Source organism: Streptomyces sp. 2A115, from assembly GCF_052245575.1.
Taxonomy (GTDB): domain Bacteria; phylum Actinomycetota; class Actinomycetes; order Streptomycetales; family Streptomycetaceae; genus Streptomyces.
Map to the genome: position 1 here is coordinate 1 of NZ_JBQQCG010000132.1, position 21,318 is coordinate 21,318.

Annotated in this window: 21 protein-coding genes and 4 pseudogenes; 13 read left to right on the plus strand and 12 right to left on the minus strand. The window is 67.2% G+C overall.

Annotated features, from left to right (window positions below; translation table 11 throughout):
* A pseudogene (locus ACTWQR_RS52600) lies at positions 1-154 on the minus strand (Ku protein); the annotation flags it as partial.
* Between the two features lie 328 nt (positions 155-482).
* Between ACTWQR_RS52600 and ACTWQR_RS52605 the strand changes: the two are divergent.
* Positions 483-1,322 carry an aldo/keto reductase gene (locus tag ACTWQR_RS52605; RefSeq protein ID WP_443234474.1) on the plus strand — a complete coding sequence of 280 codons (840 nt, stop codon included), beginning with the start codon at positions 483-485 and terminating at the stop codon, positions 1,320-1,322.
* A gap of 576 nt (positions 1,323-1,898) precedes the next feature.
* Here ACTWQR_RS52605 and ACTWQR_RS52610 read toward each other — a convergent pair.
* Complete coding sequence (locus ACTWQR_RS52610) at positions 1,899-2,504, minus strand: dihydrofolate reductase family protein (RefSeq protein WP_393629014.1); 606 nt, start codon at positions 2,502-2,504, stop codon at positions 1,899-1,901.
* A gap of 177 nt (positions 2,505-2,681) precedes the next feature.
* Here ACTWQR_RS52610 and ACTWQR_RS52615 point away from each other — a divergent pair.
* Positions 2,682-2,834 (plus strand): annotated as a pseudogene (locus ACTWQR_RS52615) (IS110 family transposase); the annotation flags it as partial.
* Between the two features lie 219 nt (positions 2,835-3,053).
* Here ACTWQR_RS52615 and ACTWQR_RS52620 read toward each other — a convergent pair.
* Positions 3,054-3,659: a lytic polysaccharide monooxygenase auxiliary activity family 9 protein gene (locus ACTWQR_RS52620; RefSeq protein ID WP_443234491.1), complete on the minus strand. Its 606-nt coding sequence runs from the start codon at positions 3,657-3,659 to the stop codon at positions 3,054-3,056.
* A 400-nt stretch (positions 3,660-4,059) separates the two neighbouring features.
* Between ACTWQR_RS52620 and ACTWQR_RS52625 the strand changes: the two are divergent.
* A pseudogene (locus ACTWQR_RS52625) lies at positions 4,060-4,364 on the plus strand (IS5/IS1182 family transposase); the annotation flags it as partial.
* Here the strand turns inward: ACTWQR_RS52625 and ACTWQR_RS52630 are convergent.
* The 3 genes from ACTWQR_RS52630 to ACTWQR_RS52640 are packed head-to-tail and all read right to left on the minus strand — an operon-like array spanning position 4,340 to position 7,787.
* On the minus strand, positions 4,340-4,789 hold the full coding sequence (locus ACTWQR_RS52630) for a beta-galactosidase (protein ID WP_443234475.1): 450 nt from the start codon (positions 4,787-4,789) through the stop codon (positions 4,340-4,342). The pseudogene ACTWQR_RS52625 and the gene ACTWQR_RS52630 overlap by 25 nt on opposite strands.
* Positions 4,790-4,842: 53 nt before the next feature.
* Positions 4,843-7,224 (minus strand): carbohydrate binding domain-containing protein, encoded by a 2,382-nt coding sequence (locus ACTWQR_RS52635; protein ID WP_443234476.1) that lies wholly within the window; start codon positions 7,222-7,224, stop codon positions 4,843-4,845.
* Entirely contained in the window at positions 7,221-7,787 is a 567-nt protein-coding gene (locus tag ACTWQR_RS52640) for a hypothetical protein (RefSeq protein ID WP_443234477.1), read from the minus strand. Before ACTWQR_RS52640 ends, ACTWQR_RS52635 begins: the two co-directional genes overlap by 4 nt.
* A 544-nt stretch (positions 7,788-8,331) precedes the next feature.
* Between ACTWQR_RS52640 and ACTWQR_RS52645 the strand changes: the two genes are divergently transcribed.
* The 4 genes and pseudogenes from ACTWQR_RS52645 to ACTWQR_RS52660 all read left to right on the plus strand — a co-directional run bounded on the left by ACTWQR_RS52645 (position 8,332) and on the right by ACTWQR_RS52660 (position 12,057).
* Positions 8,332-8,607, plus strand: coding sequence for a LacI family DNA-binding transcriptional regulator (locus ACTWQR_RS52645; protein ID WP_443234478.1), 276 nt, complete (start codon positions 8,332-8,334; stop codon positions 8,605-8,607).
* A gap of 197 nt (positions 8,608-8,804) precedes the next feature.
* Positions 8,805-10,115 (plus strand): group II intron reverse transcriptase/maturase, encoded by a 1,311-nt coding sequence (gene ltrA, locus ACTWQR_RS52650; RefSeq protein WP_443234479.1) that lies wholly within the window; start codon positions 8,805-8,807, stop codon positions 10,113-10,115.
* A 116-nt stretch (positions 10,116-10,231) separates the two neighbouring features.
* Positions 10,232-10,777: pseudogene (locus tag ACTWQR_RS52655) on the plus strand (IS630 family transposase); the annotation flags it as partial.
* Positions 10,778-11,169: 392 nt separating this feature from the next.
* Entirely contained in the window at positions 11,170-12,057 is an 888-nt protein-coding gene (locus ACTWQR_RS52660; protein ID WP_443234480.1) for a hypothetical protein, read from the plus strand.
* A 60-nt stretch (positions 12,058-12,117) separates the two neighbouring features.
* Here ACTWQR_RS52660 and ACTWQR_RS52665 read toward each other — a convergent pair whose 3' ends face one another.
* Positions 12,118-12,696 (minus strand): hypothetical protein, encoded by a 579-nt coding sequence (locus tag ACTWQR_RS52665; protein ID WP_443234481.1) that lies wholly within the window; start codon positions 12,694-12,696, stop codon positions 12,118-12,120.
* A 10-nt stretch (positions 12,697-12,706) separates the two neighbouring features.
* On the opposite strand from ACTWQR_RS52665, the gene ACTWQR_RS52670 reads away from it, so the two are divergent.
* The 3 genes from ACTWQR_RS52670 to ACTWQR_RS52680 all read left to right on the plus strand — a co-directional run bounded on the left by ACTWQR_RS52670 (position 12,707) and on the right by ACTWQR_RS52680 (position 14,660).
* Entirely contained in the window at positions 12,707-12,946 is a 240-nt protein-coding gene (locus ACTWQR_RS52670; protein WP_443234482.1) for a hypothetical protein, read from the plus strand.
* Positions 12,947-13,142: 196 nt separating this feature from the next.
* Positions 13,143-13,592, plus strand: a complete 450-nt coding sequence (locus ACTWQR_RS52675) for a DUF6336 family protein (RefSeq protein WP_443234483.1) — start codon at positions 13,143-13,145, stop codon at positions 13,590-13,592.
* 96 nt (positions 13,593-13,688) lie between these two features.
* Positions 13,689-14,660: an ADP-ribosylation family protein gene (locus tag ACTWQR_RS52680; RefSeq protein WP_443234484.1), complete on the plus strand. Its 972-nt coding sequence runs from the start codon at positions 13,689-13,691 to the stop codon at positions 14,658-14,660.
* A gap of 544 nt (positions 14,661-15,204) precedes the next feature.
* Here the strand turns inward: ACTWQR_RS52680 and ACTWQR_RS52685 are convergent.
* From ACTWQR_RS52685 to ACTWQR_RS52700, 4 genes are all read right to left on the minus strand, one after another.
* Positions 15,205-15,453 carry a transposase gene (locus tag ACTWQR_RS52685; RefSeq protein WP_443234485.1) on the minus strand — a complete coding sequence of 83 codons (249 nt, stop codon included), beginning with the start codon at positions 15,451-15,453 and terminating at the stop codon, positions 15,205-15,207.
* Between the two features lie 49 nt (positions 15,454-15,502).
* The gene (locus ACTWQR_RS52690; protein WP_443234486.1) at positions 15,503-16,291 is read right to left on the minus strand and encodes a transposase; all 789 of its coding nucleotides are present in this window, start codon (positions 16,289-16,291) and stop codon (positions 15,503-15,505) included.
* On the minus strand, positions 16,288-16,812 hold the full coding sequence (locus tag ACTWQR_RS52695) for a transposase family protein (RefSeq protein ID WP_443234487.1): 525 nt from the start codon (positions 16,810-16,812) through the stop codon (positions 16,288-16,290). The genes ACTWQR_RS52690 and ACTWQR_RS52695 overlap by 4 nt, the downstream gene beginning before the upstream one ends.
* 208 nt (positions 16,813-17,020) lie before the next feature.
* On the minus strand, positions 17,021-17,677 hold the full coding sequence (locus ACTWQR_RS52700; protein ID WP_443234488.1) for a DUF1707 SHOCT-like domain-containing protein: 657 nt from the start codon (positions 17,675-17,677) through the stop codon (positions 17,021-17,023).
* Between the two features lie 504 nt (positions 17,678-18,181).
* On the opposite strand from ACTWQR_RS52700, the gene ACTWQR_RS52705 reads away from it, so the two are divergent.
* The 3 genes from ACTWQR_RS52705 to ACTWQR_RS52715 all read left to right on the plus strand — a co-directional run bounded on the left by ACTWQR_RS52705 (position 18,182) and on the right by ACTWQR_RS52715 (position 20,513).
* Positions 18,182-18,307 (plus strand): hypothetical protein, encoded by a 126-nt coding sequence (locus ACTWQR_RS52705; protein WP_443234489.1) that lies wholly within the window; start codon positions 18,182-18,184, stop codon positions 18,305-18,307.
* Positions 18,308-18,826: 519 nt separating this feature from the next.
* Positions 18,827-20,083 (plus strand): beta-ketoacyl-[acyl-carrier-protein] synthase family protein, encoded by a 1,257-nt coding sequence (locus tag ACTWQR_RS52710; protein ID WP_033328579.1) that lies wholly within the window; start codon positions 18,827-18,829, stop codon positions 20,081-20,083.
* A gap of 208 nt (positions 20,084-20,291) precedes the next feature.
* A complete protein-coding gene (locus ACTWQR_RS52715; RefSeq protein WP_443234492.1) occupies positions 20,292-20,513 on the plus strand; it encodes a peptidoglycan-binding domain-containing protein in 222 nt (73 codons plus the stop codon).
* Positions 20,514-20,768: 255 nt separating this feature from the next.
* Here the strand turns inward: ACTWQR_RS52715 and ACTWQR_RS52720 are convergent, their stop codons facing one another.
* On the minus strand, positions 20,769-21,050 hold the full coding sequence (locus ACTWQR_RS52720) for a hypothetical protein (protein WP_443234490.1): 282 nt from the start codon (positions 21,048-21,050) through the stop codon (positions 20,769-20,771).
* Between the last annotated feature and the right edge of the window lie 268 nt (positions 21,051-21,318).

The window sequence follows — 21,318 nt, forward strand, 5'->3', positions numbered from 1 at the left end:
GCAGCCGGTCCAGATCGGCTTCGTCCAGGGCCGCCACCGTGCCGTCCGGCAGCGTCAGCCCCCTGCCGACCTCGGCGTACGGGACCTCACGGTCTTCGTGCTCGCAGAACCGCCGGTGCCGGATGCGCCCGGAGTCGGGCAGATGGACCTCATGGAGCGGCGTGTGGTGCTCCTCCGTGGCCGGGCTGAGTCGGACGGGTACGGAGACCGCCGAAACTCACGGCGGTCGTGGTGATCGTGGCCATGCCTCCATAGGACTGCTGACCTGGGACTCCCGCCCCCCCCCGGAGCCATCGTCGCCCGCGAGCGCGATCGTCAGGCGGGTGTCGGTGCGCGCGGTCGCCCACACCGCAGCCAGGTCCCCCCACGACACCCGGTCGCCGGTGGCAGCCCGATCGGTGGCCGATCCTTGCTGGTGGACGCTTGCCGTGGCCAACTGCGCTGTTAGCGTTGCTGCTTGAGCGAGGGGGAAAAGACAGCACGTGACATCGACTGCGTTTTGTATCGGCGGGGATCTGAAAGTACGGCGGTTGGGGTTCGGGGCTATGCATTTGCCGACGGAACCGGGTCCGGCCCGCGAGGCCTCTCTCGCGGTTGCCCGGCGGGCCGTCGAGCTGGGTGTCACGCTGATCGACACCGCGTATCTGTATGGCGGGGGAGCCAATGAGGAACTCCTGGCTGAGGCCCTGCACCCTTATCCGGATGGACTGCTGATCACCACCAAGGTTGGCGTTGCCCGATCGGGCTCCTCAGGCGAGTGGAAGCTCAACGGGCGGCCTGCCGTGCTGCGGGAGCAGGTCGAGCAGGCACTTCGCCGACTGCGCGTCGAGCGGATCGAGCTTCTTCAGCTGCACCGCATCGACCCCGAGACGCCGCTCGCCGACCAGGTCGGCACGCTGCGGGACCTGCAGGCCGAGGGCAAGATCGGCCGGATCGGGCTGTCCGAGGTCACCGTCGACGAACTCAATCAGGCGCGGGAGATCGTCGAGATCGCGAGCGTGCAGAACCGGTATAACCTGCTCGACCGTGAGCATGAGCCCGTGCTCACGGCCTGCGAAGCGGCAGGGATCGCGTTTCTGCCGTGGCGCCCCGTCGCCTGGGGCAAGTCGGGGGCGAAGGCCGACGTCGCCTCCGTGGCGACCGAGCTCGACGCCACCCCCACGCAGGTAGCGCTCGCCTGGCTCCTCGGCCACTCACCCGTCATCCTCCCGATTCCTGGCACCGCCCGGATCGATCACCTGGAGGAGAATCTCGTTGCGGAGCGTCTCGAAATGACCTCGGTGCACCGCGATCGCCTCGACCGTCTGCCCGAAGTGGCATAGTGCTCCGCCTTTTCTGTCATGGCTGAAGCCAGCAATAAACGAGATGCGCCTCCAGCGGCTTGTCGCCGCGTGATGGCCGGGGACCTTCAAGACGCTTGAGCAACCCGGAGCGAGGATGAGGCCGCAGGTCGGCTGCCCGACATCGTCGCGGCGCTGGAGGAACTCATGGACGATCTGCGCCAGCCGGTTCAGATGGGTGAGGCGTTCGTGGAGGCAACTGTCGGCGTACACGTGAACGTTCAGCTCGTACGCCGACAGCTGGCGCCTGCTGCCCTTGAAGAGCGACAACGCTGCCTACTACGACCACGCCCGCTGGATCGGGGCCGGCCTGGTCCCGCCCGTCGACCGGGTCGTCTCCGTCGTGTCGACGGCCAGGCTTTCGTCGGCAGAAGCAGGCAGCAGCGAGCGGCCGTTCTACCGGCGGCCGGGCAGCGCCCTGACCGAGCGCCACCAGCGCCTGGCCGCCTTCGTCCCCGCCCCGGAAACACTCAACGGGCGCACCTACGACGTGTGCTTCTTGCTCCGCGCCCGCCGGCGCCGGCCTGGCGGCCGTTCAGACCGGCGGACGGGGCGACGTCACGCTGGGACGCCGAGCGGCGGGTGCTCGAGCACGCGGGGCTTGTACTCGACCAGCTGGATGCGGCCGTCGAAGGTGCGGTGCTCGATCATCTCGAGGGCAACGTCCGGATAGCCGTCGTAGATGCGTTCTTCGCCCGTGGCCCCGGTGATGACCGGGAACATCACGACCCGGAAGCGGTCGACGAGTCCGGCTCGTAGCAGGGACCGGCACAGGCTGAGGCTGCCGATCGTGCTGAGGAGCCCCGAGCCGCTCGACTTCATGGCGCGGACCGCCTCGACGGCGTCGTCGCGGACGAGCGTGGAGTTGGCCCACGTCAGTGGCTCCTCAAGTGAGGAGGAGAACACCACCTTGGACGCTTGCGTGAGCTCATCGACGGACGCCTCTTCTTCGGGCCTGAACTCGTCTTGGCCTTTCGGGACCTCGCCTGCGGCGAAGCCCGACATCAGGCGGTAGGTGTTCGCTCCCATCAGGTAGGTGGCCTCGGGCTGCTCGCCGAGCCATGCGAGGTACTCCGGGCCCTCGAGGCCCCAGAACCCGGGCCAGCCCTCTCCCGATGCGTAGCCGTCGAGGGAGGTGATGAAGTCGACGAGAAGTTCCGACATGGCGGTGTCCTTTCCTAGGTGTCACGAGTTTGGACCGGCCGGGAGCCACAAACTCATCGGCCGCGCTGTGGAGTAACGAGAAAACCCATGACGCTGCAGCCGATCAGGCCGGCGGAGCGGCACTGCTTCGGAGGGCCAGGAGCCCTACATGATTGCACTATGCACGCAGTCGGGGAAGCCGGCGACCGCCACGTCGCGGCACAACGCAACCTCTTCAACCGCTTCATGGGCATGCTCTTCCACTGCCTCCAGCATGGGCAGCTTTACGACGAAACAAAGGCATTCCCATCGGCAGGAACGGCTCGATCAACTTCCATTGCTCGCCGGTGAGTTGCCTGCGCGTCACCAAAGTCTTCCGACCGGATCCGCCTCCCAGACGGACCCGGAACGACAAGATTGATCACGACATCACACAGACCCTAGGAGCGCAGGAAGCCCCGTCGGGGCAGGGTGACCGAATGGGTCTCCTGCCCCGACGGAGCTCGGTCGGCCGGACGGCGGGTCACCGGCGCCCGGCAGGGGCCGGTGTCGTGTGCGGCGCTCCCCGGCTCAGCCGAAGTTCACGTCGCTGCACCACATGTAGGCCTGGTCGAGGTGCGAGGCCTGCCAGATCACGAACAGGATGTGGTGTCCGGTGTAGCCGGAGGTCTGGACGGGGAACGTGATGTCTTGCGCCGGGGCGAAGCGGCCGGTCTGCGTGATGAAGTCGAGGTTGCTCCAGCCCAGGGTCTGGGTCTTGGGGTTGAAGCCCTGCTTGCTCACGTAGACCTTGAAGTAGTCGGCACCGTGGGATGCCTGGTCGTACAGGTGGACCGAGAAGTTGTTGCCGACGGTGGTGGTCTTCCACTGCCCGGGCTTGTCCAGGCTGGCGTTCCTCGAGAGGTTGTTGCTGCAGAGCGTCCCGTCGGGGGTCCGCGCCTGGAACTGGCCACCGAGGCCGTCGCGGAGCGCGCTCATCCAGTTCCACATGGTGTCGGGGTTGGCCTGGAAGGCCTGCCAACACATGGGGTCTTCGGTCTGCATGGCCGGGTTCGTGTGGTTGCTGCCCCACGTCTTCCAGCACTGGTACGCGCGGGAGGCGGGGTCGACGACGGTGCCGTGAGCCTGGGCGGGGGCCGACCAGGTGAGTGCGCCGACAACCACGGCGAACAGCATGACGAGCGCCTGGAGAGGCCGGCGGAGGGACGACCGCGAACGCAGGGTTAACGGACTTTTTTTGCGCATGTGGGGGGACTCCTTCCAGTTGCAAGGCTGTCATGGGAGCGCTCCCAACGGTAGGTATTCTGAGTGAGATGTCAATGAAACAAACGGAGTTGATTACAGGGGTGGGCGGCGAGCAGCGAATCTGCCGTGAGCCGGGAGTCAGAACCGTTCCCGGGACCGGAAGGCGAGGGTGCGCCCTGGACTGGTGTGCGGGGCGATGCCAGGGAGGGGCGTTCGCGGCATGGCAACGGGACCTGGTTCTGGCGTGAGGGCTGTCCAGTTTGAGGTTCCCCCGGCGTGCGGGAGGTGCTGGTCAGGTCGGGGTGACGGGGTTTCAGGTCCGTTCGTCTGTCTGCCTGTCGGCCGTTCCCGGACCCGGCCCGGCGCTGTCGCCGCGGACAAGGCCTACTCATCCCGCGCCAACCGCTCTTACCTGCACAAACGCAACATCAAGGCAGTCATCCCGAAGAAAAAGGACCAGGCCGCAACCGGAAGAAGAAGGGCAGCCGGGGCAGCCGACCCACAGGTCACGACGCCGATCTCTACAAGGAATGGAACACCGTCGAGCGGCTGATCAACCGGCTGAAGGACTGGCGCGGCATCGCCACACGCTTCGACAAGACGCCCGAAAGCTATCTCGCCAGCCTGCCTCGATGATCTGGCTCGGGCGGGGGACCCCCTTCGCCGCACCGGCCGAAAGCCCAAGTACGTCCAGGCCCTTCGGGCGGACGACGCCTTCCGGCCGGCACACCGAGAGCACGCACCGGACGCCGCTCCTTGACGGGCAAACGTTGCCTGCCGCGGCACTGGATCGAACTGGACGGGCCGTAGTGCTGCCTGCCGCCGGGCGTCGCCGGGTCGGCGGTCACGCCGTGCGCGGTCAGGTCGTCGAGCACCCGGTCGAAGGAGGAGAAAGCGTGGGCGTCCCGCACGGGTTCGACCCGTGACCAGCCGGACACGCCCACGCTCACCAGATTGACCCTGTCCGGTTTCACCGGCCGCGGGTCCTCGGCGCGCACCTCCTTGAACCACGCTCGGGGTTGTAGTCGCCACTGAAGGCGATCAACGGTGCTCCTTGTCAAGTGACTGTCGAATCGTCAAGTGACTGTCGAATCGTCGTGTGCGTCGATGTCGTTCATTGCTTGGTGAGGGTGACTTCGTCGCAGTAGCCGTCGCCGCTTCCGGAGACGAGATGGCAGTAGATGCGAGCGGTGGTCACACCTGTCCCTGTGGTGAAGGTCGTCGACTGTTTTGAGTAGGTGTTCAGGGTGGTCGAGGCACTCGTGACGGCGGAGCCGTCGTAGAGCTTGGCCTCCAGTGCCGTCGTAGTGCCGGCGGTCTGGCTCGCGATCGCGCCGGTCAGTCGGTAGGTCGTGTTCGGCGTGAGGTTGTAGACCAGTTGCCACAGGGTGCTGCCGCTCAGGGACGAGTTCGTCAGTGCGGCCGTGTTGTCGTTGGACGACGTGCTCGTGAGCGAGAAGTCCCCGTTTCGCCAGGGCACGGTGTGGCCGGACTCGAAGTTGCCGTTGACCACGTGGTTCTTGACGGGGGTGACGGCGAGATCGTCGCAGTAGCCGTTCCCGGTACCCGAGCTCTTGTAGCAGTACAGCCGCACGGTGCTGTTCGCCGCCCCGGTGGTGAAGTCGGCGGAGACGTATGTCCACGCGGTGCCGCTGGCGCTTGCCACCGTTTCCAGGCCGCCGGTGTTCTTGACGCCGATGTTCATGACCTCGCCGGCGACAGCGGACTTCACCCAGCCTGAGACGCGGTACGTCGTCCGGGGTGCGACGGGGACGTACTGTTCGACGGAGGCGGGCGACGGCCCGACCCGGGCCGCGTAGGTTCCGGCGTGGGCCCCTGAGTTAACCACTGAGGCGGAGTTCCACGCGCTCCACGCCGTGAGCGACCCCTTCTCGAAGTCGAGGTTCTCGTTCGCGAGGCAAGTCGCGTCGGAGGGCGTGCTGTACTGGTCGGCGCCGATGTCGGGTGCGCAGACCGAGGGAACGGTCGATCCCCAGTAGTCCTTGCCGCCGTTGTCGGGGATGACAACTCCCGTACCGATGGCCGGAGATGACGCGGTGAGCTGGTAGCCCGCGACGGTGCCGATGCCCGTGCCGCCGCTGCCGGGCGAGTTCAGCAGCGGATCCGCTGTGATCTTCCCTCCGCCGGACGGCTCGTTGGCCGGGTGGTTCCCGTAGAAGAGGTTGTTCCGCCAGGAGAAGTTCGAGGCCGGCTGGCCGCTGGTGTAGACGTAGTCGCCACTGCCCAGGTTGTAAATGATGTTGTTGGCGAGCGTGAGGTCACTCCAGGCGCCCGAGACCTCGAAAATGTTCGCGGTGGACCCCGATGGAATGTAGATGGTGTTGTTGTAGAACTGGGAATCCTGCGATCCGAGCAGGTTGATGACGCGAAGACGATCGTTCTCGCTGACGTTGTAGCGGACCACCGCGTTGCTGCTGAGGCGTGACCCCCCGCCGCAGCCGCAGAAGAGGATGAACCCTCCCGCGTTGTCGTGGCTGTAGTTGTACTGGACGATGGTGCCGTCCTGCCCGTAGTCGACGTCGAAGCCCTGGCCGTCGGGATTTCCGGAATTCTTCTGGGTCGCGTACGCCTCGTTGTACTGGATCACGGTGCCATCGGAGTCCCATGCCCAGATGCCCGCGTTCGCCGAGTTCGCCTTTGCCGTGTTGTAGACCACGTTGCGCTCGATGAGGGCGTTCCGCGACATCTGCACAACGATGCCGTCGCCGTCCGTGTCATGGACGGTGTTGTTCTTGACGATCACGCCGGTCCAGGGGGTCCAGGCCGGATTGTTGCAGCCGATGGACGGCCGGCACAGCCATGTGCTTGACATGTTGATACCGCTGCGGGCGATGTTGGCTACGTTGTTGCCATCGATGACGACGTCATTGAAGGCGCTGGGCGTCGTGGTCCCGAGAACGGCGAAGAGAATGCCGGCACTGCCGTCGACTTCCTTCGACTGATTTCCATTCACATCGTGGATGTTGAGGTTGCTGATCTTGTAGTGATTCCCGGTCCCGTAGTTCTCGAGTACCACATAGACACCGCGTCGCGCGTTCGCACCCTTCACGGCGCCGGTGTTCGTCACCTCCAGGTTGGAGATCTCCCAGTACTCCTGGTTGTGCAGGTAGATCGCATCCGTGGCACCGCCTCCGGCGATGATCGGCAGGGCGCCTGTGCCGTAGGCATCGATGGAGATCGCCCCGCCTGCCGCGCTGCCCGAGCCCAGCGGGTGCAGGAGGCCGGAGCAGGTCGTGCCCCGCTTGAACAGCAGTTGGTCCCCCGGGGAGAAGGTCGTCGCGTTCGGGCCCGCCAGTGAGTTCCATGGAGAGCCGGAGGTGCCGGTCCCGTTGGATGCCGCCGAGCAGTCCACGTGGTAGGTGGAGCCCGCCGCGTGGGCCGGCCCGGCCGGTGTCAGCACGACCGCGACGCAGGCCATCAGCAGCGTGACGACGGCGACTGTGAAGACGCGTCTTATCTCTGCGGCATGTTTCATGATGCCTCTTTCCGTACGACATTGTCGGAATGGCTTGTGGGGCTCGCCGCGACCTTGCGGAGCGCGGCGACGATCGCCTGCGTGGGCGCAGGATGGTTCGACCAGTCGGCGGCCACGTGTCCGTCGGCGCCGATCAGCAGTGTCTGGAGCTGTCCGTCCCTGGACAGCCGCGCGTCGGCGGAGGCCGAGTCCGCGGCGACCACGAGTTCGTGGGAGAGGTCCCAGTTCGCCGCGAAGTTCCGCATTGCGGAGTCGGTCGTATGCCCGTCCGAGTCGGTGATGAGGACCCGGACGTCGGGGTACTGCAGCGCCACGCTCTTGAGCGACGGGATCTGGTTCCGTGCCGCCGCCGCGTCGACATCACCCTGGTCACCGATGGGAACGGCCGAGACGACGGTGGGGCCCGAGACGGAAATCCGATCCCCGTCGAGCAGGGTCACACCGGAGTCGGCCGGCACTTCGGCACGGCATGCGGTGACGAGGAGGAGCGCGGCGACGAACGGGATCGTCCTTGCGAGACGGGCCTTCGTCGTGCCGGCGTTGGAATGGCTTGGTGGAAGCATCTTTGCTCCGCTCTGTCCACAACTGGGGTGTGGTCGAAATGACTCCCGCGTCACCGGATCGAACGGTGGGCACGAATGGATCCGGTAAGGGCCTGTCATGCGGGACGTACGGCACATGCGGGGCGACATGCGGGGCTGCCGCGAGAAGCGAACGGGGAAGCACGGCGGCCGGTGGCACACCGGCTCGCTCGGTGGTGGTGCGAGATGCCCTGAACCGGGCGCATCCGTCTGCGTGGACGAGTGCGCGCACCGATGTCAGGGGGACCGCGAGTGCGACGGTGGTCGCTTCCGCGGTACGCCCAGGGGGCGGCTCTTCGGTCACAGTTGACTCCACGTCAATTGTGGCCGACATCTAGCTGTTTCGATATGACTGATTTCTTGGGATCTGCCCAGACTTACCACTTACGATCAACCAAGGAAACCGGTTGACCGAAACTTTCGCGAACGTTAAATGGCGTTGCCAGAAGATGTCAAGAGGTCAGAACACGCCAGTCCCGGCCCGCATCAGCGGACCAGGGCAACTCTCGCCGGAGAGGGGAAACACGTGCCGGAACAGCTGGTGGACGTGGCGGAGAGGGCCGGGGTCTCCAAGGCCACCGTGTCCAAGGTGCTCAACGGCCGGCAGGACCTGTCCGTGCGGCCGGAGACGCGCCGGCTGTGGCGGTGGACGCGCCGGCGCGTCCACGAGGCCGCCGAGACGCTCGGCCACCGGCCGCACTCCGGGGCCCGGGCGCCGGCCGGCGCCAGCACCCACGCACGCATGGGGAAGGGCGGCAGTGTGATCAGCAGTATGACTGGGGGCGGGGAGAGTCGCCGTTGAACAACAGCGCGCCGTCGTGGCCGGGCAGTATGACGGCCGAGCGGCGGGTACTTGACCACCAGCGAAAGCTGCACCGATGGGCACGGGCTGAACCGGATCGCCGGTTCGCGGACGTGTTCAACTTGATCTGCGACCGGGCCACGTTGTTGGTGGCCTGGGAGCGGGTGTCAGGCAATCGGGGTGCGCAGACAGCGGGCGTGGATGCGGTCACCCACCGCCACGTCGAAGAGGACATCGGGGTACTGCCCTTCCTGGAGGATCTGCGGTCCTCGCTGAAGGACGGCACCTTCACCGCGTTGCCCGTGAAGCAGGCGATGATCCCGAAGCGGAACGGAAAGGTCCGGATGCTGGGGATTCCGACCCTGCGGGACCGGGTGGCGCAGATGGCCCTCAAGCTGGTCCTCGAACCGATCTTCGAGGCCGATTTCTATCCGTCGAGTTACGGGTATCGGCCCGGACGTCGGGCACAGGATGCCATCGCCGAGATCCACCAGCTCACCAGCCGCTCATACGAGTGGGTGGTGGAGGGTGACATCACCGCGTGCTTCGACAATGTCGATCACCAGATCCTGATGGAGCTGGTGCAAGAACGCATCGCCGATCGTAAGGTGCTGCGGCTGGTCCGGGGGTTTCTGCGGGCTGGGATTGTCGAGCAGCACGGTGGCTTTGCGGACAGCCTGACGGGCACGCCGCAAGGTGGGGTCGCCTCCCCGCTGCTGGCCAACATCTACCTGTCCGTCCTGGACCGGCACTTCGCCCGGATCTGGGAGCGGGACATGAGTCCAGGGTGGCGGCGGCAGAATCGCCGTCGCAAGGGGCTGCCGAACTTCCGGTTGGTGCGTTTCGCCGACGACTTCGTGGTGCTGGTTTCTGGCACCCGGTCCGACGCCGAGACCATCCGGGCGGAGATCGGCGAGATGCTGACCACCAGGCTGAGGATGACCCTCTCGGTCGAGAAGACACACCTCACCCACATTGATGACGGCTTCGTCTTCCTGGGCTTTTGCATCCAGCGCAGGCGCAGAGGTAACGGCCGCCGGGTGGTGCTGACGATCCCGTCCAAGGATGCCTTGGCGCGGGTGATGCACAAGATCAAGGAGGCGACAGGGGCAGGAACCGTCTCGCTCCGGCTGCTGGACGTGCTGCGGAAGATCAACCCGATCCTGCGGGGCTGGGCTGCGTACTTCCGCTACGGCGCATCGAAGAGGACGTTCGCCTACCTGGGCTGGTATGCCTGGTGGCGGGTGATCTACTGGATACGCCGCAAGCACCCCCACATGACCTGGAAACAGACTCGGCGGCGCTACTACGGAGCCGACCGGATCTGCGAGGACGGCCTCGTCCTCTACAACCCGGCGAAGATGCGCGTGGAGCGCTACCGCTTCCGCGGAGCGCAGATCGCCACGCCGTTCAACATCGACGAGATCGACCCGGCCGGAGCCCGTTTCCGCCGGTCCGGTCATGACGATGCGGCGTTCGTCGGGCATGTCTCAGAACTCGTCAGCTGAACCCATCGGATCACATGGAGAGCCCGGTGCGGGGATGACTCGCACGCCGGGTTCGGCGGGCGGGGACGGGAAAACCGACGGCCGAAAGGCCGCACGGCGTCCCGTCCCCGACCCAACAGATCCAGGCGCTGGACCGGTCCCAGCCGGTGCTGCCGATGATGCCGGGCATGCCCGAGCGGCGCACCCACGACTACGTCCGCAACGGCCTGACCACCTTGTTCGCCGCCTTCGACGTCGCCACCGGCGAGGTCATCACAGCCCTGCACCGCCGGCACCGGGCCGTGGAGTTCAAGAAGTTCCTGATCCGGATCGACAAGCAGGTGCCCGCGCACCTGCAGGTCCATCTGATCGTGGACAATTACGGCACTCACAAGACTCCCGCGATCAAGGCCTGGCTGGCCAAGCACCCGCGGTTCGAGCTGCACTTCACCCCGACCGGTTCCTCCTGGATCAACCAGGTCGAGCGGTGGTTCGGCTACCTGGCCCACCAGATGATCCGCCGCGGCGCACACAAGAACATCCAGGCCCTGGAAGCCGACATCCGGGCCTGGGTCAAGGACTGGAACCAAGACCCCAAGCCATTCATCTGGACCAAGACAGCCGAAGAGATCCTCGACTCCCTCGCCCGCTTCTGCCGACGGATCTCTGGCGCACGACACTAGGTGCACTTCGCCGAAGCGGCCGTCGGCAGCGACCGCGCCGGATCATTCCCGCCCCTGGACCGGTTGCCGCCTCGTCCAGGACGTTCTGCTGGCCATGCTGTGCCAAGCGTGCGACGGCCAACGGTTCTGGGGCACTCTGGCAGTCGCGATCGCCGCGTGGCTCGGTCGGGTGACCCACAGCGTGCCATGCGTGTCCCAGGCAGCCACCAGCGCCGTGTGTCGGTAGCGTCCGGGCACCGGTCTGCGAAGGACTGGACCGTGTGTCGGAGCTGTCCCGGACGCTTCGCGGCACCGACAGAGGGTGTGGGGCACCCACTTCGCACCTTTGTTCATCCTCCAGTACGCGCATCGCGTGGTGATCCAGCCGGCCGGGCGGCGACGAAGGACTCACCGTGCCCGCCTCGTTGCGCCGTCAGGCCGCCCGCCTCCGCGCCTCCTACACCAGGGAGACTCCCTCCCTCGCCGCCCCCGGCATCGCCCGCCACCGCCACAACGCTCCTGCCCCGGGCAGCGGCTTGGGCCTCGACGTCTGCACCGCTGCTCAGCGGCGGCTGCGCGCGCTGCTGGCCCTGGGCATGTTCAACCACGGTCCCACCAGCCTGTGGCCACGCCACATCAGCCTCGCCGACATCACCCGCTACACCCTGGTCATCTCCCCCCGCCACGACGACCTGGTGATCACCACGCGAGCCCCCTACAACGTGACCTGCTGGCTGATCGGCCGCGACAGGCTCCCCCACATCGGGCTGCCCGGGCTGCGGGTGGAGAGCTCATACGAAGAGGGATGGCGCCTGCGCCACCTGCCCACCGGCGCCACCATGACCGTGACCGGTGACCCCGACGGCCGCCTGCAGGGCCCCACCGATCCAGACAGCAACTACTCCCGCCTCTGGACGAGCGACATCCCCGTCAGCGACGAGGAACACACCACCCTCAACGCACTCCCCCACCTCACCGCCGACACCGAGACCCTGCTCGCCGCGCTGACCGTACGGCCGTGCACCCACGCCCCAGACGCGAGCTGGGACATCGGCCTGTGGTTCAACGACCCCACCGACCGGCCCCAGCGCGGGCACGCCCACCACCGCCGCCTGTCCGTCGAAGGCGACCAATGCACCCTCCACTGGGACTCCGACCCCCACCCCGAAGACCTTCAGGCCGCTCTCACCGACCCCGTCATCGGGCTGGCCGGCGCCATCGGTCACCCGACCCGCAGCGGATGGCTCCTGCACTGCGGACGCGCCTGCCTCACCGCTCATCCGGCGGCGTACAAGCCCTGAAGACACGATGAGCCTCGGGCCTGGCCAGCCTTTCGGGGTGAGGCATCCCCGCTCGGCCCGTCACGCCTGCGGTCGACGGGCTTCCCGTCCTACGCTCGCCAGGTGTCGGCATGCGAGTGGGACGGATGCCAGGACGAGGCCAACGCTCTCGTCTTTACCCCGCGCGGACCGCCGCCGGCCGCGTACCCCGTCCTGCTGCACCTGCTGGGCCGTCAGGAGCCGGGCGGGCGCTGTGTGCTCACTCAGGACAGGATCTCCAAGGAGATCGGCATCAGCCGTACGAAGGTGACCCGCGGCCTTCAGCACCTCGGTTTCGCCCGCATGGTGTGGAAAGAAGGCAACGGCACCTACCGGCTCAGCCCGCTCATCGCCGGTTTCCGGACTCCCGTCGAGCAGCTCCAGGCGATCGATGCCATGGACGACGACGAACGCTTCGACCACCCCGACTTCCAAGAGCGGTACGAAGAACAGATCGAGAAGTACGAAGGGGAAAAGCGGCAGAAGGCCGCGCTGCGTCAACGAGGCCAAGAGCGAAGCCACTTCCACCGGCGAGATCGGCCCCGACAACGTCCGCCAAGCCCAAGGACACTTCCGGTACACGCAGGCCGAGCGAAACGCCGCGGCCCCCAGCGGCTCCATCGCGCTCCTCATGTCCCCCAAATCGAAGATCATGCCCGCCGCACGCATGCTCGCCGACGACCACCTCTACCTCGTGCGGCCGCCGACGGTCCTGGAAGCCTTCGACCGCCTCGATCGGGCCTGGCGATCCGCCCGGGCACGCACCATCACCGTGCTAAGCGTCGCCGAACTCGCCGACATCTTCCGGGCCGAAGACGCACTGCCGTCGCAATGGCTGCCGCTCCTGGAAGCCATCCCCGTCAAGGATTGACGTCAGTTCACCGCTGGTGAACGAGGCGAGGCGAGCAGCTTCGCGATCGACGTGATCGTGTTCTCCGGGTCCGGCCCTGGGGAGTTGCTGAGCCACGTGATCATTATTCGACGGCTTTTGCCCTCAGCCAGCCCCTGGTGCGGCTGGCCGGAAGATTCGTCCTGCTGACTTTCTACCCCCAGGTAACCTGCCGCCCATGACGCGTACACAGCGCACCGGAGCAGTACGGACCCCACAACGGGCCACGGACGAGGATGGCGTACGTCTGCCACGGCTGCGCTTCAAGGGCGTCCTGGTGCGAGGAGCAGTGCAGGGTATCGCCGCCGTCGCCCTGCTCTTTATGGTCACACTCTTCGTCGCCGACCATCATGACCGCGAGACGTTCCTTGCCGTGGTGGCAGGGTTCTCCATGGTCCTCGCCGGGATGGGGATCGTGGTCGGAGTCTGGTTCTGGACGGCGTGCTCGGGCGACATCAGACGCTGGCGCGACTGGCGCACGATCACCGGCCAGTACGAAAGCGTCACCATCATGGCGCCGGTTCTCGTACGGGCCGGAGTCCTCGCCCTCGTGCTCTTCCCCGGCGCGCTCGGGCTCTACCACCTGGTCGACAACGCCGCGTACGACAGCTGGCTGTACGGGAGTTGAACACGCAGGTCGCCATGCCAGCGGTGTCATCGGTTCGGTAGCCTCGGCCTTCCCAACAGCGGCCATATGTGCGCCATAAACGGGGGGGGGCATGCGATGCGCGGGAAGAAGACCGAGAGGTCGACGAGCCGGGCCCACATCGAGGAGCGCTTCCTGCGGGACTGGGGATTCGAACTACCGGATTCGATCTTCCGGTTCTCGACGTTCCTGGGATCCCTCGCCCCGGTCGAATACCAGGCCCTCGGTGACCTGGACGTGTCCCCGACCGGCATCATGGACTTGTTCGCCGACGCCAGTCTGCAGCCGTGCCAGGGCATCGATGTACGGGTGCACGGCCGCTACTACCGTGACCCGCCCGAGTTCCTGACCTTCATGCACGCCGGCTCCGACGGCCTCCACCACGGCCTGTGGTTCGACGACGGCCGCACCTGCCGTGGAGTCGCCTCCTACTACAACAACGACGGCGGTGGAATCGACACAACTTCGGGAACACCACTGGAGGCGCTGCGCGCGATCCTCGAACGCTGCTGGCGCGACCTCGACGACGACGTGCAGGACGAAGAGAGCCCCGCGCGGCGGTCCCGCCTGGGCCTGCTACGCGATGCACTGACGGTCGTGGAGACCGGGGACCGGCCCGAGGTGGGCATCGCCTACTCCGCAGCCTACGACGCGATCATCCCACCCGTGGACCCCGACCGGATCACCACGCTGGACGGCGCGGGCGCCCTCGTAGCGGGCGAAACCGCCCTGGACCGCCCCGCCCACCACCAGGCCGACGCGTACAAGTTCGCGACGTACATGTACGACCTGTTCGAGGACACCGCAGCCCTGCAGGCCAGCCTGCAGGAGGCCCGCCGCCGTTGCTCGGCAGGCGATCCGGCGGAGGCCCTGGTCCTGGGCCGCGACCTGCACTGGGCCTCGGGCGGTGACCCGGCCCGCGAGACACTCGCCAACGAACTCCTCGTGATGGCCTACCGCGCGCTGAACCGCCCCTCACTGGCGGAGATAGCCGGTGCACACCACCGGCACCGTTCCTTGCCGCGGGTCAACGTCCTGGAGACCACGTAGCAGCCGCACGAACGGGGCAGCCTTGATCTCGCCGTAGCCGGTCTCCCGCAACGGAGGGGCGCAAGGCGCCAGTTCCGCCGTGGGGAGAGGTGTACGGCCTCTACAGTTCGGGCAACAGGGGCGCGAGGAGGCCGAAGCCACGGCCCATTTCCCAGCCAGGTCGGCGCGATTGCCCCGCTGGGTCCGTGAGCCTCGCCCTACCCATCCGTCGCCCGGCCTCCCCGCAAGAAGCCGTCGGCATGCCTTCGGCGGGCAGACCCGCCAGCCCTGGGGACAGGACTAGGCCCAGGGATGCCCCGCTACCGCGCTCCACGAGTCCGCCCGCGACGAGGAAGCACATCCGAGACGTCAGCACCCGATGCAGCGGGTGCCCCGGGCACACCATGAACGAGCGTGCGATCTTCGGGCTGGCTAGGGCGGCGTTCAGCGGCTCCACCATGACGGCTTCAGGTGGCCCCGCCGGGGTGGGTAGCGCGACGCATTGAGGGGTGGTGACGGGGCGAAGTGGGCTCTGTCAACGATCACGGGGAGCCGTCGCGGTCGGTCACTGAAGCAGGATGATCTTGCGGAGTAGTTCGAATTCGGCTCGCCCGTAGAGTTGCCTTTTGATCTTTTTGATGCGATTCACAGCGCCCTCGGTGCCGCCCGAACTCCAGCGGAGGGTGAGTCCGGCGGTGACGGCGTCGAGGTCGCTGGTGAGGCCGCGAGCGAATCCGGTCAGTCCGGGCAGGCCCGCCTCGGCAGCGTCCTCGATCCAGGCGGGCAACAGGACACCGGTCTGCTGTGTGAACATCCGAAGTCGCGGACCAGCCGGTGCGCGGTGGCCAGTTCGGGACAGCCGTTCAGCACCGCCTTGAGCTGCTGGTGTTCGTCCTCGGTGAGCGTGGAGGGCCGGCGGGTGAGCCAGCCGGTGACCTGCCGGACGCTCGGCGGCGCGGGAGGCCGGGCAGGGCCTGTGGGCCAATCAGACGGCTGCGGGCCCAGTCGCGGAGACTGCTGTAGGGCACCCGTCGGCCCTGGTCGGCGAGTTCCTCGCGCAGTTCCTTGATGGAGATGGCGCCCTCGGTCTCGTCGATGCGTCGCTGCAAGTAGGGGCGGTGGACGTCGAGGGTGCTCGGTCGGGTGCGGCGGCCGGTGACGGCGTCCTGCCAGCGAGCCGCGCGAGCGTAGCGCCGGACGGTGTGGCGGCCCCAGCCCAGGTGCCGGGCGATGGCACGCAGTCCCATGCCCTCGTTCAACAGGCCGTGGACCAAGGCGTGATGTGCGCGCATGCGTTCGGCCTGGCGCCCGGTCGGCAACGCATCATCGGGCATCGACGCCTCCTGACGGATGCTGCCGGTCGAGATCGCGGCGTCCCTCTCTTCGGGGCGAAGCGTGAGGGCGCGCAGCTGGTCGCGGTGGGCCGCGACGCACTTCTCGACCGCCTGCCCGAGGTTCTGCCACAGATGAAACCGGTCCGCGACCTGTAGGGCATCCGGGGCGCCGAGCGCGGCGCCTTCGGCGTAGGCTCCGGCACGGTCCCGGCAAATCACCTCCTCCCCAGGGTGAGCCGCCAGCCAAGCGGCCAACGGCGCCGCCTCGCGCCCCGGCAGCACGTCAATGGGCCGATGCCGCTCACCATCCGTGATCACAGTGGCGTACGAGTGACCGCGCCTGGTGGCGAAATCGTCGACACCAAGGACGCGCGGGATGTCGTAGGCCGGGTCATCGCCCGGATCCGGTTCAACAGCCCCATCCGCCCCGCAGCCAACCCCAGGGCGTTGGCCATCCGCGCCCCGGCACGGCCGGCCAACGCGAGCGCGATCCGATCCAGCAACGCGCCCAGCCGATCCGTGGCGCGGGCGTACGGGCTGGTCAGTCCCGGTATCTGCTCAGCGAATGTGCGCTGAGGGCAGGCGCCGTCAACGCACACGAAGCGCCTCACCAAGAGCAGGATCCGTACTGCGTGCCCGGCCAGCGGAAGATCCTGCAGGCGACGCTCGTAGCGGTCATGCGCACGGGTCGACGCCCGGCCGCAGGCCGGGCACGAGCCCGCGTCACGCTGGACGCTGAGCCGCACCACCATCCCGCACGCGCCGTGCACCGCCGTGGTGACCAGTACCTCGAAGCCCTTGAACAGCACTTCCTGCCAGGCGAATTCGTCGTGGTTCATGCCCTGGACGTCGACGCCGGCTGGTCGGTTCAGCCCGCCTCATCGGGACATGACGGAGCGTCATACCCGGCGTATCACGGCGGGGGCGTACCCCGGCTCGCGGTCTGGAATCGAACACACCCTCACGGGCCGTGATGGCTCCCCGTGATCGCCGGCAGGCTCCCGCTCAAACCGTCCGAGCCACTGCCGCCAGTTCCCAACGATGGAGTCAATCGCCTGCCGGCAGGGACGTGGGCTTGCGCAGCAGCCACTGTCCGAAGGTCCGCCGTGCGGGCCGTACCACGACGCGGCCGTGGGTCGTCGTGCCGACCAGCTCCACGCGCAGCGTGATCGGCATCTCGTGGTCTGGAGCCTGACGAATCTTGATCTTGCTGTGTATGAGGCTCAGGGCACCGGCATCGACCACGATGCCCGGCTTGGTGATCAGCGTCAGCCTCTTGCCTGCCGTGTTCATGTCGATCCGCAAGGTGTCCTGCGTGATCACTGCCTGAGTGAAGTCGAGCGTCACCTCACACCACGCAGTGGACAGCTCCAGCCTCCGCGGCACAACCCAGCGCCCCACGCGTTTGATCGCACCACTGTGAATCCCCTCGATCCGGAGTACGTCCTTGACTTCCGCTACGGCCGTGCCGGTCGAGGCGGACACGGCCGGCAGGTCAGCGGTCAGCGCGGTCAGCTCGCTGACGGTGCGCGCCGACAGGGCAGCTTCCAGGCGCTCGTCCAACTCGTCCGCGGTCAGCAGGCCGTCCCCCGCCGCGATACGCAGCATGTCCACCACCCGGTCCCGGTCCGCATGAGAGGCCCTCAGCTCGGCCGACGAGCCGGGGCCGGAGTCCTTCCCGGTGGGCGAAATCTCTCCCAACATACTTCCGTCCTGGTCCTGTCGAACGTCTCCGCGCGACGCAGGCAGCGGCGCGAGAAGAAGACTAACGCTATATCGCGATATGGATCCCGGCTGGGTCCCATCACGGAGAGGCGATGGCCAGCGTCGATTCACGGCATGCGGCATCCATCATGCCGAGGCCCGGTCTCGACGTTCATGAGGGAGCGTCACATCTGGCGATATCCGGTACGGCGCACCCCGGCGCAGACACGGGAATCGAACACCACTCTCACCGACCGTGACAGCTCCCCGTGATCGCTGACAGAGCCGCGTTTTGGGACCACCGAGGCGCCCTCGAATCGGCCCCAATCTGTGAAGATCGCCGCCAGCGACGACGGCTTGAAAACAGTCCTACTTGGCCCTCCGAGCCGGTCACGGGCGGGGCCGATGCAGGTCGCCTCGGAGCGGGCTTCACATTTCGGGGCCTGCTGGAATCGCCTCGGTGGGGCCGGAAGAAGTCGCCCTAGCCAGCAGGGGGTGGGCACGGTGCCCAGGACGAAGAAGATCGGCAACGCCAGCGTCCAGCGGTACGAGCAGATCGTGGAGAAGCTGCGCGATGACGTCGCAAAGCTGTCGAACCAACAACCCCAGCACCCCAACCCTCCGCGGTGACCCGCGCCTTCGCTGCGAGCCACGGATCTGACCGACCCGTAGGGCGACTTCTCGTGGTCCCAGCGGTAGCAGCAGTCGAGCTCAACAAGGTCGCGGCTGTAAACCAGAAGCGGTCTCGTCCGCCGCCTTGCCCGTACTCCGGTGTTCGCGGCGGCCGTTCCCTTGTGGGTCAAACGACCGGCACACTCAACGGCCGAGCCGGGCTACTGTGCCAGCCGTACGGGGCTGACAGCGGAACGCAGGTGTGGGCGGGTGTGTCGGTGCACTCGGCTTCGAATCTTCCACCGAAGATCCGTCGCGTCGCCATAGCCAGCGCAAGGCGGGCGGTGACGGTTTTACCGCCCGGGAGCCATCGAACAACTGGAGCTGGAGGCTACGTTGCACACTCTGGCTACCCTGCTGGGCCCGCACCTCTACGACGCGGCAGTCGACTGCGACCCAACTCCACCTGACAGCCCATTTTGCGACGTTCAGGTGGCTTTTCCCTTTTGGTCAACAGATAACTGAATGAGGAAGATCGTGGTAGAGAAAGCTTCCGCCGGAGCGTCGGATGTCGTGGTCACCGGACTCGGAGCGGTCACGCCCCTGGGCGCCAACGTCACCTCCAGCTGGCAGGGCATGCTGGAAGGCCGGTCAGGAGCCCGGGTTTTGAACGAACCGTGGGCCCATGAGCTGCCGGTGCGGATCGCCGCACCCGCGGCCGTGGACCCCGCGGCAGCGCTCCCGCCCGCGCAGGCGCGCCGGATGGACCGCGTCACGCAGCTGGCGCTGATGGCCGTACACGAAGCCTGGGCGGACGCCGGCCTCGATACCGCTACGGAGCTGGACACCGAGCGGCTCTCGGTCGCGGTCTCCTCCACCATCGGCGTAGAGACCATGCTCGCTGCGCATCAGACGCTCCAGACCAAGGGCTGGAAGCACATGTCGCCCTACGCGGTGCCCTCCCTGCTGCCCAACAGCTCGGCGGCGCAGATAGCCATCCAGTACGGCGCCCAGGGCAGTGCCCATGCGCCGGTGAGCGCCTGTGCCTCGGGGACCGAGGCCATCGGGCTGGCGGCGGACATGATTCGCTTGGGCCGGGCCGACGTCGTGATCGCCGGCGGCGCCGAGGCGCCGATCCACCCGTTCGGCCTGGGCGGGTTCGCCGCCATGCGTGCCCTTTCCCGACGTAACGACGACCCGCAGGGTGCCTCCCGCCCTTTCGCCAAGAGCCGGGACGGTTTCCTGCTCGGCGAGGGCGCGGGCATCGTGATCCTTGAGTCGCAGGCCCATGCCCGCGCCCGCGGTGCCCGGGTCTACGGCCGGATCCTCGGTATCGGAATGTCTGTCGACGGGCACCGCATCGCCCAGCCGCAGCCCGAGGGACTCGGTGCGGCCAAAGCCATCACCCGGGCGCTCGCCGACGCCGGCCTGTCGGTCACCGACATCGCCCATGTCAACGCCCACGCCACCTCCACACCGGCCGGAGACCTCGCCGAAGCCCGCGCCCTACATCGTGTGTGCGGCGCCCACACCGACCAGATCGCCGTCTCGGCTCCCAAGTCCATGATCGGACACCTGCAGAGCGGCTCCGGCCCCGTCGAGGCGATCACCACCCTGCTGGCCCTCTACCACCGGGTCGTGCCCCCGACCCTCAACGCAGAAGAGACCGACGACGCAATCGGCTTGGACATAGTGACCGGATCACCGCGCCAACTTCCTCAAGGACCACTGGCGGCCCTGAGCAACTCTTTCGGCTTCGGCGGCCATAACGCCACCTTGGTCCTCGCTTCCTGAACGGCCTCGCCCGCGGGTGATAGATCTGCCCATGACCAGCAGGTTCACTCCACTCCCACGCTGCCGCTGACGTCAGGTCGCCCGGCAATCTCACCCACGGGAAGCCGACTGGCCCGCCCCCCCCGCCTACACCCCCACCCTGAACCGCACCGGCGACGGCTGGGACCTGCGGCTCTCCCGGTAACGTTGTCGCTGCCGCTCACGCACACTGCCCGGAGCGCTTCAGGGGGCGATCAACCATTGCTACAACAGCATCCCTAATCTCGAGGTCGATCGCGTCTACGGGAACGCCACCCGGGCAGCGGTACGCGCTGTTCAGACGACGCACCGAATCCACGTAGACGGCGAGTACGGCCCCGACACCTACTACGCCATGAAGTTTCCGTTGTACCGGACCGTCGACAATGGGTTCTCCGGCACCTGCATGTAGGAGCTGTACGGAACTCGTCAGCATCGGGTGACCCAGGCCACAGGCCAGAACGTCGCTGGCGATCTGGCCTGGGTCACCCGCTGTGGTCTTGGACTCCTCGCTGGTGGAGGGGTCGTACCTCAACGGTGCGGCCGCCTGCCCGCCATGCCACCAGACCGCCTTTGGGGAGAGGCACCAGGGGGCCGCTCAGGCTTCGTTCGGATCTCCCAAAAGCGTCCCGGGGCGCCGCCAAAGTGCTGTCCTGGGCGGGACCGGCTATTCGGTGGCCTGGACGGCCGCGAGGTAGTCCGTCCAGCTGTTCTGTGCGAACTGGGACGACCAGGTGTAGGCGTTGCTGGGATGAATGCCGAAGAGGTCGCTGACCACGATGGGCGGGAGGTCGGTGATTGCTTCGATCATCGCCGTGTTGCGGGCACTGATGCCGGGCAGGCCATGTCGCCTCATGACCTGGTGGACCGCCTCGGCACTGCGCGGACGGCTCGGCGGGCGCCCGGGGAAGAGGAAGCCCGGATTGCCGTCATGCGGCTGCTGGAGCACTGACGTGCGGCAGCTCGGGCTGGCGATCTGCTGCTCAATGAGGACGGCGAGCTTGGGCGGGAGAAGAACGGGATGGCGGTCGAGCGTGAGGTAGGCGTGCTCACCGTCCCGGTGGAAACGGTCAGTTGTGAGACGGACTATTAGGGCTTGGTCAGGTGCGTATTGGTGTGGGTATGTCGTGGTGGCAGGTGGGGCAGGCACCGGTCCAGAGGGCGAGGAGTGTCTGCAGCTCGCGGACGACCTGGTAGAGGCTCAGGCCGGCGCCGCG